This window comes from Psychrobacillus sp. OK032 (assembly GCF_900111345.1).
Classification (GTDB): Bacteria; Bacillota; Bacilli; order Bacillales_A; family Planococcaceae; genus Psychrobacillus.
In genome coordinates, this window is sequence record NZ_FOGY01000002.1 from 129,868 (window position 1) to 142,771 (window position 12,904).

Below are 12,904 nucleotides of genomic sequence, written 5' to 3' on the forward strand. Positions count from 1 at the left end.
TCTTATTTTTCTCTTTTATAAAATGGGGTAGCAACGGTCACTGCTTTTAACCGTTTATTTCTAATTTCAACTTCTAACTCTTTTCCGATTTCCGCAAATGTTGTGTCAATTAATACTAAACCGATATTTTTTTTGAGCGTTGGGGATTGTGTTCCTGTAGTGACAAAACCAATTTGCTTATCATCTGCATACACTGGATAGCCAGTACGAGGAATCCCTTTATCAATCATTTCAATTCCAATATTTTTTCTTGGGACACCATTTTCTTTTTGATCCGCTAAAACAGCTTTACCATTGAAATCTTGTTCTTTTTTAAGCTTTACAACAAAGCCTAAACCAGCTTCCAGTGGGGAGATATCTTTTGAAAGCTCTTGACCGTATAATGGTAAGCATGCTTCAAAGCGTAATGTATCACGTGCCCCCAGTCCACATGGTAGAAGTCCATCTTCCTTGCCTGCATCTAAAATGTCTCTCCACAGATCGCTAACATCATTGCTAGCTGCATAGATTTCAAATCCATCTTCACCTGTATAACCAGTTCGAGATATAAGAACTGATTTTCCAGCTACTTCGACATTATCTGCGAAACGGAAGAAACCGATTTCGTTTAGATCTTTGGAAGTAAGCTTTTGTAAAATCTCTTGCGCAAGTGGTCCTTGTAGTGCAAGTAAACCGTATTCATCCGATTTATTTACGAGTTCCACACCTTCAGTCACGAATTGTTCCATCCACTCAAAATCTTTTTCAATATTTCCTGCGTTTACTACTAATAAATAATGGTTATCTTTTACTTTGTAGACTAATAAATCATCTACAATGCCACCATCTTCGTAACACATTGCTGTATATTGCGCTTGACCATTCACTAATTTGGAAATATCATTTGTCATGATTTTTTGTAAAAACGCCTCACTTGATGATCCTGTGACGAAAAATTCTCCCATATGAGAGACATCAAACAATCCCGCTTTCGTTCTTACAGCTTCGTGTTCTTCTTTAATACTAGAAAATTGTACAGGTAATTCCCAGCCACCAAAATCAATTGTTTTTCCTCCATATGTAGCATAATCATCAAATAGAGGTGTACGCTTTAACTGTTCTGACAATAAAATCTCCTCCTTAAGTTTTTCACACATAAAAAGGACAGAGTAACCCCTTTATATTAACAAGGGTTCTCTGTCCTGGCACCTGAAAGTTTACCGAAACGGCTTTCCTCTTTGGTGGCTTTGCGTGATACTAAACGAAAGCACTCTCCAGAGTTGCGTCCTATACGAGTTCTTTTGCCTGAGAGATTCATAATTGTTATTACTTGCTCCTTCGGCGACGCACCAAATGCGTTCTCTCCCCGTATACTCATCCGCGTTATCTGTATAAATGGCTTGCTTTGTCTATATCCTAACATTGAACATAAAAAGACGCAATACCTTTTATAAAAATACTTCAAATACGAACGATAATTTATTTTTCGCCATGCTCATTCGCCTTTTAGACGTTTCACTTGATATCCGGCATATTCTGTGACTTGCCGTAATGGACGATTTTCGGTAAGGATTGTAATATGTGTTGCTTTCTTATAAGCTCTTCTTCTCTTATTATACAGTTGCTCTAACTCTTCTCTTGTACTATTTTGAACAATCGGTCTATTTTTGTCATTTTTAATACGCATCCAAATATCATGGAATGTTGCATCTAAATACAAAACTAACCCCGTTTTTCGCATAATTCGAATATTTTCTTCATTCATCGCAACCCCACCACCCGTAGAGATAATACATGACTCTTTACGGAAATTTTGCAAGAAATCAGTTTCTAATTGTCGAAAGTATGCTTCCCCTTCCTGTTCAAAAATTTCGGGTATCGTCCTTTTCTGCTTATTTACGATTTCTTTATCCATGTCGTAATAAGGCATTTTTAACAAATAGCTCAGTCTTCTTCCGACTGCACTTTTCCCACTTCCCATAAAACCAACTAAATATACTTTGTACATGTTTCACCAACTCGCTACATATCAAGATTGTTTTCTCGCTCTTTAAAATTATCTATTTTATTGATAGTAGCATTAATATTGCTCAATTCCAACGAATCATATGTTCGATATTTGGATTGATATGCAGCGGTTGTTGTAAAAAGCGACAAACAAACAACTAATAAGAGTAACATTGCAGCTGGAAACAACACTCCTTTTTCATTCTGAACGAATCGTAACATAAAAAGTATGCTCCTTTTCCATCCCGTTCAAAAATTTGACAAAGAAGCGTACAGTTTGACCTTCTATAGCTATCGACATTGATTTTACATGTAATAACATCTGCTCATGTCCCAATCGATTCTTTTGTTTCCTTATTAAGTCTTGGTATAATTCGATGTCAAACTCTTCTCCACCTTTTTTGAATCGTATTCCCTGTTGCTCCTGTTGTATAATGAGCGTGTCTATATCATTTAAATAGGTTTCTACGTTTTGGACAAATAAAGCCCACTCCGTATCTATGGGGTTCGTAATACTTTCTTCTATTTTATTTGTCCAGCCCACCGTCACGGCAAATACTTGTGAAAAAAGCATTAATACAGATAACTGTATAATTCCATCCACTAGTGTATACCCTTCCTCGTTCCTAACGCTCAATTTGAGAAAGTTACGCAATTCGACTTCTCCTCTCGCATTCCTTCAAAATACACGCAAATTTCATGATTATTAATTTCATACGTATACGTAACCCTTTCGATATCCATTGATCCATTCCAACTATTTTCTGTTATATATTTTTTGGTAGCTTCATGCATGACAACAGAAGCATGATATTTTCTTTTCTTTTCTTCTAGTTGTACTTGCATATTATTTAATAATGGAAGTAAAGTGGAAGCAATGATAAATATTATGCTAAGTGCCAATATGGTTTCTGGCCATGAAAATCCATCACTATTCCTCATACTTTAACCTGCCAGTACCAATATAAACCGTAACTGACTTAGTAACTGTTTTAGTACCTTTTTTAATCTCAAATAAAAATGTACCAAATTGAGTAACCATTCCATTTGGATGAAAAGAGACCCTCTTTAAATTACTATCAATAGAAAGTCGCATATGCTTCGGCACTTTGAATTCAAACAGACGAGTATTTGCCCATTCCCCTACATATTTAGAGCCATTTTCATCGAAATAAATATGCGTATATTTAGTTTCCCCAATAGCAATCGACTGGATTTTTTGCATATCTAAATGAAACTGTCTGAAAAAACGTTTTTCCTCTGCAGCTTCTATTTTAGAAGTTGTCACATAAACGATGGATGATGTAAGAACCGTTACGATAGATAACATAAGAATGGTTTCAACAAGCGTAAATCCTTTTTCGTTTCGTTTAACCCTCCCCATTACCAGTACCTGCTTTTCCTTTTACCACTACTATGCCATCTCCTCCTATTTCAACTTCATCGCCATTAGGACAAGTATCTATCCCTTTTAAATATCCTTCGTCCATTAACTCTGCTATTGTAGGAAATTTTTTATGCTCTATCTTGTATGCTTCCACTTGGCCTTCTACCATTTTTACAAAAGCTTCGCATCCTTTTTTATCGATATTCGCAGAATGCTTCGTTACATTCGGGATAGAGATGAGTATTAATACCGAAATAATAAGCAAAACAATCATCATTTCTACTAAAGTGAAGCCTCGTTGATCTTTCCATATTTTCTTCATAATAATCTCCTTTACACAATATTTATCATTTCGTAAATTGGTAATAATATCGCTAAATACGCACCGATAATGAAAATAGCTAATATGAAAAACAATGTTGGTTGAATGATGCTTAAATACCGAGATAGCTTTGTTTCAATCCGATCCGATAAAAACTCACTATATAATGTTAATTCCCTTCCAAGAAATCCACTATTTTCTCCGTGCACAACAAACTGATGAAAATCTTCCGTAAAATAATCTAATAGTAAAACTGATTTAGAAAAAGATTCCCCGTGTACAATTTTGTTTTTCATTTGTATTGCCATAAACTGAAGTGATTTATGTTCTTGTTGATTGATTAATGCATCGAACGACTGTTGCAGCGGCATACCGCTTTCGATTAACCCACCTATTTCCCTGGAGAACACTCTAGTCAGCAGTAGTCTATACCAACTATTTACAACTGGTATCTTCCGATAGAAACTAAGCTGTTGTTCCACTGTTCGCTTATTGATAATGAACAGAAGTATGCTTATAAGCACCATTACTACAATCATTACAATTAAAAAAGTATTTGGCATTTGCAATAGTACACTTGTCCAAGCTATAGAGTTGTCGGATTTTCTAGACTCTCTCGTACCGAGTAAGGTCTCCATATTTGGAAGAAAATATATCCTGAAAATCGTAAACAACATAAAAATAGCGACAAACAAAAAGAGTGGGTACATTAATAGATTATTTAATCGTTTTTTCGCTCGTTCATACACAGCGACATTCACGCCAAGCGTCGCAACAGTTTCTTGTAATTGCCCATGAATCATCGCTAAATTAATGGGAAGAAGTAATCGACCTGGAAAACCTAAAAACTTAAACACTTCGGTCACATTTAAACCGTTTTTTTGGATCTCAGTCACTTGAATGATTACTTTATTCGCGTTTTTTACATGGAATGGCAGTAGCATAGAAATAGCCTCATGAAATGTATAACCTTCCTTCAACAAGTCACTTAATCTACTTAGAAATTGTGACTGCAGATGCGCAGGGATTGTTTCATCTTTTCTATTGAAGTACGCTTTAATTTCTTTGTATAACACCTTCTCTTACCCCTCTCTCAATTTGATAGGAAAGAGTAATGGAATGCGGTATAAGAAAATCCTTACCAGTAAAAAGTGAGCTTATTGCCTCTACTAAAAATTCATCTGAAATTATTTCGAATATAGCGGAGAGCTCAGGTTGTTTCAAATTCGATATTGTTACTAGTCTTTGCGTTACAATACCAATTATCGTTTGTTTTAATTCTTCCGCGGATATACCTAAGTCCATTAATCGATAAAGAGCCCCAACGCCATCTTTTGCATGGATTGTGGACACGACTAAATGACCCGTTAAAGATGCTTGGATTGCAGCTTTAGCAGTGGCTTCGTCCCGGATTTCACCTATCATGATCACGTCTGGAGAATGCCTTAAGATGGCTTTTAATCCCGTTGAATAAGTTACGCCTGATCGTTCATTTACTTGGATTTGCAATAAATGTGATTGACTATTTTCTACAGGGTCTTCCAGTGAAATGACATGTCGATTTAAGTTTTCAGCACAATATTTAGTGAGTGAGTACATGGTTGTGGATTTTCCAGAACCAGTTGGGCCAACAAAAAGAATTAGTCCTTGTCGATTGTTCGCAAGCTCTACTATTTTTTCGGAGGCATCACGGAATAATGACAAAGCATGGATTATTTTTGCGTTATCATGTTGCTGCAAACGAATAACGAGGCTTTCTTTTCCGTAAACCGATGGTAATGTTGATACTCGAAATGAGAATTTTTGTGAATTGAATGTTTGTTGGAATGAGCCACTTTGTGGCTTTCTTTTTTCGCTGATATCAAGAGAGGATAAAAACTTGAAGAATGATATAATACGTTCACCCAAAGGGAGGGGAAGCTTCCCTGCTTCAAACATTTGGGATTGTCTCTTAAAATAATAAAAATAGTTTTCTTCGTTTGGGATCATATGCAAATCAGAAGCACCAAATCTATGCGCTTTTCTTAATAATTGCGTACATTTTTGCTCAATCGTATTTTCTATTTGTTGCATGCATCGTTCCTTTCTCCAGGTATAAGTTGTGACCGCAGACAACTTGTACAAATTTAGTATACTTCCAATTTAAAAATAAATAAAGAGATTTCTTCAAATTTTCTAATTACTCTCTTATTCATTATGTCTATTGTTGTTTTTCCAATTAGCTTTATCAAAACTCTAACACAGAGATCCCATTGTAAGTTTTCGGTTTGCGTTGGATAAAATCAAACGTGTGATTTGTCATTTTAATTTTCTACTTTATAATAATAGAAAAGATACGAGAGGAGAAAATAGTATGCCGGATACTTTAAAGATTACAAATACACTGGCCGATGAAACTAGATACTCCATTTATCAATATATAGTGAAAGAAAAGAAACAAGTAAGTGTGCTAGAAATTGCAGATCAATTTGGCATACATCCAAATGTTGCTAGACTACATTTAACAAAATTAAACGACTCCAAATTAGTTTCGTCACAATTAGCAAACAACAAAAAAGGTGGTCGTCCTGCTAGAGTATATTTTCCAGCAGAAGATCCAATCTATTTAAGTTTTCCAAAACAAGAAAATCATTTATTGTTGCAATGGCTACTTAAGTTAGTCGATTCAATGGGAGAAGAAGCGCTAAGAAAAGCAAAAGAAATTAGTTATCAACATGGAAGAACAATTATTAAACATGTCCCATCTTCTACACAGACCTTTGAAAGTAAAATGGAACTTTTTAAAGAAGCAGCAAATGCGATTGGGTATATACCTCATATTACAGAAAATGAAGACAAAAAAGTCATTACTTTTTCCATTTACAATTGTCCTTATAAAGACCAGTTACATAAATACCCTGCACTTGTTTGTTCCCTTCATGAATCTTTTTTAAAAGGGCAATTTGATGCACTGTTTCCTACGAATAAATTTTTACAAATAGAGAGTATGCAAAATCATTGTAACAATTGCGTATATCAAATAGAAGTTCTATAATGAAGCTATAGATGAATCATAATTGTGACAAACCAATGTATATTCAAAAATGATATGCAATAATCAGTTTACAGTTGTCGACATAATCATCTATAATGAATAAGAGAATATTTGTGTCGTTGCAAAAGGAGGGACTACAAATGGGCAATATGTATAAAGTAATGGCTTTCTGGACAGGGATTTTTGCAGTTTTCTTTTATTTAGGTGGTATGTCAGAAGCTTCCTTACTATTTTTAGCAAATACGGGATTATTCCTTCTTTTAGGGTTTTTAAACCTTTCTGAACGTATGTATATGTATATCTTCGGAGCTTACTTAATGTTCTTCTTCGCAGGTTTTACATACTACACTACTTTTTTACACGTACCAGGCGCAGGACATTGATCGTCCATGTGAAAAAGCAGCTCAACATGAGCTGCTTTTTTCTATTCTTAAAAGAAATGAAAGTAAATACCTATTACAAAGTAGCAATTCAGCTACAGCGTAGCACCCATATTAGAATGTAGTCCACTGTAATAGACGCCTGCGCTATCTTAAAAGATAAGAAAGTATATACTTTTTACGCAGTCTCGATCTAGCTCCGGCACCTTGCTCCTGCGCGCAGCTTGTCGCAAACAAAATCGCTTGTGGTGACTGAGGAGCTGCCTCCTAGGCACGCACGAAGTGGGTCATGTCTGCTTTTTGCCACAGGATGTGGCGTACTTTGCAGACCTACCACATCCCATTTGCCTGTCGAGGCAGACACTTAGGCACTTGCACTTTCCTTATTAAAATCCATTTAAAAATGGATTGGATTCCATTTCATCTTCAATCGTTGTCGCTGATCCATGACCAGGATAAATGATTGTGGACTCCGGTAATGTTAAGAGCTTTGTATGAATTGATTTCATCAATTCTGCCTGATTACCGCTTGGTAAATCCGTTCGACCGATACTATTTTGAAACAAAGTATCTCCGACTATCGCAAATCCAGCTTCTGCAAAATAATAAGTGATACTTCCTGGGGAATGTCCTGGCGTATGCAATAATTGCATTGCAAAGCTGCCAATTTTTAGATTCGAATCATTTTCTAATATAATATCAGCTTCTTTGCAAACAATAGAAGGAATTTCCGCATATTTTGCGGAACCATTTTTTGATGGATCGAGCAACCATTTCTTTTCCGAAGTATGAATGTATACAGGTATCCGAAAAGTATCTCTTACATCATCCACTGCTCCGATATGGTCAAAATGTGCATGTGTTAAAAGTATTGCAAGTGGTTTCAAATTCAACTTGCGAAGTTCACTTATTATTTTCTCTCCTTCTCCACCTGGATCAAAGATTAAACATTCTTTTTCTGCATTCGAAATAATATAACAATTCGTTTGAATATAGCCTAATGGATATGTACGTGCATTTAACATTTAACTCACCTCTTTCTTAGTTTAAACGATAGTGCACCTGTTGTTCAATGTTTCGCCACTTTTTTCACTCGACAAAGTTGAAGAATACAATTACAATAGAAGAGGAATATGTAATGCGACATTCATTTTCTGATGTCGAAAGGAGTGTCTTTCATGAACTTATTAATGGTTATTTTTGGACTAGTTACAGTTTTAGCTGTAATCGGCACTTTCCAAGCTTTCAAAGAAAAGAATGTGCTAGGAGTTCTATTTAACTTTGGTACTTTTGCAGTTTTTGGCTTCTTTACAGTCATGACTATTTTGAACCAAGGCTATCCACCAAGTTTACACTAAAACGTACAAGAAAAAAGCTGCATACTATAAAAGTATGCAGCTTTTTTCTATTCCTTCAACTCTAACCAAATTTGTTCTTGGAATGGATCTAATTGAATCCAATTTTCTTTTTCATATCCACCAAGGCAAACTGCTCCATTTGGAGAACAATCAATTGGTCCTGCAACAACTTCTCCGTGTCGTTTTGCCCCCTCCAATGAAACACTGGAGAGCACACTTTTATCTGTAAAATCATCCATATTTCCAGACTTCTTTGATTGAAGGATTATTAGCTGATTAGGCTGAATGAAAGACATATTCGGAATAATCCATTCTGAATAATTACTAACAGCAGGAGAAGTCCATTCATAAACACGATTTGTCTCCTTCTCTTCCAATCTATACTCAAATAAGTGCTGTTGTTCGTTTATAGTAATATAAAGTAAGCTAGCTCCTAAATTTTGAACATCCAAAACATAATTCAAACTAGTTTCTTCTAATGCCTCATCTTTTACGGAATAAAGGAATAGTTCACTTCCATCTAAACTACTTTCACCCCAATTAAACATCATTAAACGATTGTCATCATACCATTTGATAAATGGGTTGGCTACTTCAATCGCCTTCAAATTTTGGGTATTTCCATCGTAAACAAACGTATCATATGTCCAATCCTCGTAAAATGTCGTGAATGCGATTAGATTCGAATTTTCTGGGTTCCAATTCATATATATTTCGGCAGATTCAAAAAATAAGTTTTCCGATACGTAACCATCCTTATGTAATAAAAGAACTTCTGCAGAGGAGGAATTACTTGATGCATGTAAAAGTATCATTTCTTTGTTGGGATGAATTTCACCTTGGATAATAGGGGTCTTCGTTGCATATATACTTTTCCATGTTTCTGTTGACAATGTATATGATTGAACCGTCCATTCCCCGTTTTCCATTAAAATGAAAAGGATTTCATCGTCTGACATCCATCCGATGACACTATGAAAAACAGAACGATCTAACTGTAGAGTCGGCATCTTTTTAGAGGGAGCAATTTCAACATCGGCTGGAAAAGATTGTGGGACTTCTACATTAATTGTAGAGTCTGGAATTTCAATTTGTATATTTTTTTCTTTACACGCTTGGAGAAAAAACAGGCATAAAATCAGTATGGAAACCTTCTTCAATCGACTCCCCCCTTCTTATTTCAGTTTTAAGATGACTCTAATACAATTAGACGCTTAAGTTTGCTATTTGTTTCACAAAAAAGCACAGACGATAATTGTCTGTGCTTTTCTACTAATTACGGATTTTTCTGTTCTGCCTGATCTAATAACAGATTTCCTGTTTTTAAATCGTAGAATCTTAGTAAATCCCCATTAATAATTTGATCGGAGTAACCGAGCTCTTGTAATGACCGATCTATATAAGGCTGGCAACTTTCAATTGCGATTTCTTCGCCAGTTTCATTGTCATAACAAGCGTTATTTGCAAATACTAACTTATCCGTAACAAATCCACCATTTCTGAAAATAACGAACTCTTCATGTTCATCAGAAAATACATCTGCGCCTAATTGCATATCTTTAGCAGTTTCTACACCAAGCAAATGCAAAATAGTAGGTCGAATATCTATTTGACCAGCAGTCTCTGTAATTTCTCCACCTTTTCCACTATCTGGGATATGAACAAAGAATGGGACACGTTGTAATTTCGCAGATTCATATGGCGTAATTTCTTTCCCTAAATATTGGGACATCGCTTTATTATGATTTTCAGAGATACCATAATGGTCTCCATACATCACGATAATGGAATTATCATATAAACCTTGTTCTTTTAAATCGTCAAATAATAATTTCAACGCTTCGTCCATATATCGCACGGATTGGAAGTATTTATTTAGCGTTCGAGAATTAGAATCATATTGTGGAATCAATTGATCCTCTACATCTAAATCAAATGGATAATGGTTTGTTAATGTAATTAAACGTGAATAAAAAGGTTGAGGCATTTCTTTCATTAGCGAAACTGATTGCTCAAAGAACGGAATATCTTTCATTCCCCAGTTTACTGCATCTCCATCGTTTACTACATAACTATTCACATCATAATAATCTTGTATGGAAAGTGCTTGATACATCATATCACGATTCCAGAAACTTTTATTATTAGGGTGCATTACATTCGTATAATAACCTTGCTCATTTAAACTCTCTGACAAAGAATGGAATTTATTCCCACTATGTGTAAAGAATACAGCTCCTCCACCTAAAGGATAAAGGGAATTTTCTACTAGAAATTCAGAATCAGATGTTTTTCCTAACCCAGTCTGATGGTAGAAATTTGAGAAATAAAATGTATCTTTATCTTGTGTTAATGAATTTAAAAATGGTGTCACTTCATGTCCATTCATATCATTATTAATCACGAAATTTTGTAATGATTCCATAGAAATGACGATTAAATTGCGATCTTTTGCAATACCGAACATTTCAGCGTTTGGTTCCGCTTGGTTCGAACGGACATAGTTATTTACTTCAACAAGCTCACTTCCATCTGCAAGCGCACGCTGTGCATGCGATTTAGATTGAATATACAAATCATATAGATGATAATTGTATGAGCCTATATTTTTCACTAACATTTCACGGTCGAAACTTCTTGTCAACAATTGCGGTCTTTCTATTTCTGATAACCCTAAGTTCAAAAATAAGATTGCTGCCGTTAACACAAAGTATGCTCTTCTAACAGCAGGTTTAATAACAGACGTGGTTTCTCCAATTTTCAACCATTTTAACGCAATGATAATAATTGCAACATCTGTGAAGTATAAAATATCCGACCAAAAAATGCTTTCTGCTGCCGACGAACCGAGATCTCCAAAATTACTTGTTTGGAATAATACCGGTAGTGTAATGAAATCCGTGAAGAAACGATAAAACACAGCATTTGCATATAAAACTACAGAAAGTATTATACTTGTAACCACAATATATCTATTTCTCTTTTTAGTACTTTTGAAAAATAAAGAAATACCATAAATAAACAATACAAAACTGAGCGGATTTATAAATAATATTACTTGTTGCATTATATTCTCGATTTTCATATCAAAGCTTGTGTGGTAAACAATATAGGTTTTTATCCATGTGGCCACAATAGCTAGAACAAGAATAGAATGTGTTGGCCAGTTCTTCTTTCTCATGCCTACATCCTCCCCTTTATTTTACTCTATATAGTATAAGTAAAAGTCACAGAGTATATCTTAATACTTTCTTCACAATAAATCAACAAAAATGAATAGGATTGATGATATAATGTAACTTGTCTCTTATTTCCATACCTCTTAGTAGACGGTTATACATTTAAAAAGTTTCATTTTATTTACAAAAAAATAAAAAACGACAGATGTCCTGTGTATCTGCCGTTGTTATTGCTTGTATTTACTTTGTTCTTGCCTTAATAAAAGTACAGCCAGCTGAAATTCTTTCACTTCAATCATTTGCATGCGATAAAGCTCTTTTATTTCCTCTTCCATCATTTCTAGATCAGCTAATCGATCTTTTGTGTACACATAAATACCAAAACGTTTTAATAATTGTGTAACGTCATATACTGAATTCATCTTTTTCTTCCTTTTCGCGATTCTGTTTACAAAGAATTATTTCCTTATTCGTTATAATTTTATCAACTGGGATATCAAACACCTCTGTTATCACTTTATCGACTACTTGAAAATCAAATGCTATGGAAAGTGTTTGTCCCGCATAATTTGTCATAAAACGGTCATAGTATCCACCACCATAACCAATCCGGTAACCTGTTTTACTATACACTATTCCCGGAACAATGAGCAAATCAATGTCTGCTGGTGTAACTGCAACTGTTAAACGTGGATTAGGCTCCATAAGCTGCAAATAAACAGTTTCTAGTTGGTCGTAGCTGTCTATTTTGTAAAAAGTCATGGAACGATCTATAGGGGTGCACTTTGGGACTACAACAGTTTTACCTAATTCCCATAAACGCTTTATAACTCCTTCCGTATTTACTTCAGGAAAAGAAGAAATAGTTAGTCCAATAACAGAAGAATTTTTCACACTTTCTTCTATTAATAGTCGATTTTCAATTTTTGTTGAGTAGGGTAAATAGGAGTCCTGATTTAAAGATGATAATCGCATTTTCATATCATTTCTTAACATTGACTTTGACAAGTTATTCCCTCCAGACAATAGAAAAAAACCAAAACCGCATTTGGTTTTGGTTTAGGTTATTATTTCGTTTCTCTATGAAGAGTTGATTTCTTTTCACGTGAGCAATATTTTTTAAGTTCAAGACGTTCTGGATTGTTACGCTTGTTTTTCTTAGAAATATAGTTGCGCTCTCCGCAATCTGTACAAGCTAATGTAATATTAACGCGCATGGTTGTCCCTCCCACTCTTTGCCAGGATTAAATATAAAACT

18 protein-coding genes and 1 riboswitch are annotated in these 12,904 nt (G+C 34.9%); of the genes, 3 read left to right on the forward strand and 15 right to left on the reverse strand.

Features of this window, described 5'->3' with window-relative positions; genetic code table 11:
• Positions 1–2 precede the first annotated feature (2 nt).
• The 9 genes from gcvT to comGA form a co-directional block, all read right to left on the reverse strand.
• The gene (gcvT, locus tag BMZ04_RS04210) at positions 3–1,106 is read right to left on the reverse strand and encodes a glycine cleavage system aminomethyltransferase GcvT (protein ID WP_369802623.1); all 1,104 of its coding nucleotides are present in this window, start codon (positions 1,104–1,106) and stop codon (positions 3–5) included.
• A 156-nt stretch (positions 1,107–1,262) separates the two neighbouring features.
• Positions 1,263–1,357, reverse strand: a riboswitch (glycine riboswitch).
• A gap of 117 nt (positions 1,358–1,474) precedes the next feature.
• A complete protein-coding gene (locus tag BMZ04_RS04215; RefSeq protein WP_093265817.1) occupies positions 1,475–1,987 on the reverse strand; it encodes a shikimate kinase in 513 nt (170 codons plus the stop codon).
• A 14-nt stretch (positions 1,988–2,001) separates the two neighbouring features.
• On the reverse strand, positions 2,002–2,208 hold the full coding sequence (locus tag BMZ04_RS04220) for a hypothetical protein (protein ID WP_093265820.1): 207 nt from the start codon (positions 2,206–2,208) through the stop codon (positions 2,002–2,004).
• The gene (comGF, locus tag BMZ04_RS04225; protein WP_093265823.1) at positions 2,186–2,641 is read right to left on the reverse strand and encodes a competence type IV pilus minor pilin ComGF; all 456 of its coding nucleotides are present in this window, start codon (positions 2,639–2,641) and stop codon (positions 2,186–2,188) included. The genes BMZ04_RS04220 and comGF overlap by 23 nt, the downstream gene beginning before the upstream one ends.
• The gene (comGE, locus tag BMZ04_RS04230) at positions 2,620–2,928 is read right to left on the reverse strand and encodes a competence type IV pilus minor pilin ComGE (RefSeq protein WP_093265826.1); all 309 of its coding nucleotides are present in this window, start codon (positions 2,926–2,928) and stop codon (positions 2,620–2,622) included. Before comGE ends, comGF begins: the two co-directional genes overlap by 22 nt.
• On the reverse strand, positions 2,918–3,370 hold the full coding sequence (comGD, locus tag BMZ04_RS04235) for a competence type IV pilus minor pilin ComGD (protein ID WP_093265828.1): 453 nt from the start codon (positions 3,368–3,370) through the stop codon (positions 2,918–2,920). The genes comGE and comGD overlap by 11 nt, the downstream gene beginning before the upstream one ends.
• Positions 3,357–3,695 (reverse strand): competence type IV pilus major pilin ComGC, encoded by a 339-nt coding sequence (gene comGC / locus BMZ04_RS04240; protein WP_093265831.1) that lies wholly within the window; start codon positions 3,693–3,695, stop codon positions 3,357–3,359. The genes comGD and comGC overlap by 14 nt, the downstream gene beginning before the upstream one ends.
• 11 nt (positions 3,696–3,706) lie before the next feature.
• Positions 3,707–4,771, reverse strand: coding sequence for a competence type IV pilus assembly protein ComGB (comGB, locus tag BMZ04_RS04245; RefSeq protein ID WP_093265834.1), 1,065 nt, complete (start codon positions 4,769–4,771; stop codon positions 3,707–3,709).
• Positions 4,752–5,768 carry a competence type IV pilus ATPase ComGA gene (comGA, locus tag BMZ04_RS04250; RefSeq protein WP_093265837.1) on the reverse strand — a complete coding sequence of 339 codons (1,017 nt, stop codon included), beginning with the start codon at positions 5,766–5,768 and terminating at the stop codon, positions 4,752–4,754. Before comGA ends, comGB begins: the two co-directional genes overlap by 20 nt.
• 280 nt (positions 5,769–6,048) lie before the next feature.
• Between comGA and BMZ04_RS04255 the strand changes: the two genes are divergently transcribed.
• Positions 6,049–6,729, forward strand: a complete 681-nt coding sequence (locus BMZ04_RS04255; RefSeq protein ID WP_093265840.1) for a helix-turn-helix transcriptional regulator — start codon at positions 6,049–6,051, stop codon at positions 6,727–6,729.
• Between the two features lie 140 nt (positions 6,730–6,869).
• Positions 6,870–7,112, forward strand: coding sequence for a DUF2626 family protein (locus BMZ04_RS04260; protein WP_093265843.1), 243 nt, complete (start codon positions 6,870–6,872; stop codon positions 7,110–7,112).
• A 383-nt stretch (positions 7,113–7,495) separates the two neighbouring features.
• Here the strand turns inward: BMZ04_RS04260 and BMZ04_RS04265 are convergent, their stop codons facing one another.
• Positions 7,496–8,134, reverse strand: a complete 639-nt coding sequence (locus BMZ04_RS04265) for an MBL fold metallo-hydrolase (RefSeq protein ID WP_093265846.1) — start codon at positions 8,132–8,134, stop codon at positions 7,496–7,498.
• 153 nt (positions 8,135–8,287) lie between these two features.
• On the opposite strand from BMZ04_RS04265, the gene BMZ04_RS04270 reads away from it, so the two are divergent.
• Entirely contained in the window at positions 8,288–8,467 is a 180-nt protein-coding gene (locus tag BMZ04_RS04270) for a DUF2759 domain-containing protein (RefSeq protein WP_093265849.1), read from the forward strand.
• Positions 8,468–8,514: 47 nt separating this feature from the next.
• Here the strand turns inward: BMZ04_RS04270 and BMZ04_RS04275 are convergent, their stop codons facing one another.
• The 5 genes from BMZ04_RS04275 to rpmG all read right to left on the reverse strand — a co-directional run bounded on the left by BMZ04_RS04275 (position 8,515) and on the right by rpmG (position 12,863).
• Positions 8,515–9,627 carry a YqgU-like beta propeller domain-containing protein gene (locus BMZ04_RS04275; RefSeq protein WP_093265852.1) on the reverse strand — a complete coding sequence of 371 codons (1,113 nt, stop codon included), beginning with the start codon at positions 9,625–9,627 and terminating at the stop codon, positions 8,515–8,517.
• Between the two features lie 116 nt (positions 9,628–9,743).
• Positions 9,744–11,648 (reverse strand): LTA synthase family protein, encoded by a 1,905-nt coding sequence (locus tag BMZ04_RS04280; protein WP_093265855.1) that lies wholly within the window; start codon positions 11,646–11,648, stop codon positions 9,744–9,746.
• Between the two features lie 225 nt (positions 11,649–11,873).
• Entirely contained in the window at positions 11,874–12,068 is a 195-nt protein-coding gene (locus tag BMZ04_RS04285; RefSeq protein WP_093265857.1) for a YqgQ family protein, read from the reverse strand.
• On the reverse strand, positions 12,052–12,654 hold the full coding sequence (locus BMZ04_RS04290) for a 5-formyltetrahydrofolate cyclo-ligase (RefSeq protein WP_255367796.1): 603 nt from the start codon (positions 12,652–12,654) through the stop codon (positions 12,052–12,054). Before BMZ04_RS04290 ends, BMZ04_RS04285 begins: the two co-directional genes overlap by 17 nt.
• Before the next feature lie 59 nt (positions 12,655–12,713).
• Complete coding sequence (rpmG, locus tag BMZ04_RS04295) at positions 12,714–12,863, reverse strand: 50S ribosomal protein L33 (RefSeq protein ID WP_093265860.1); 150 nt, start codon at positions 12,861–12,863, stop codon at positions 12,714–12,716.
• Positions 12,864–12,904: the final 41 nt, after the last annotated feature.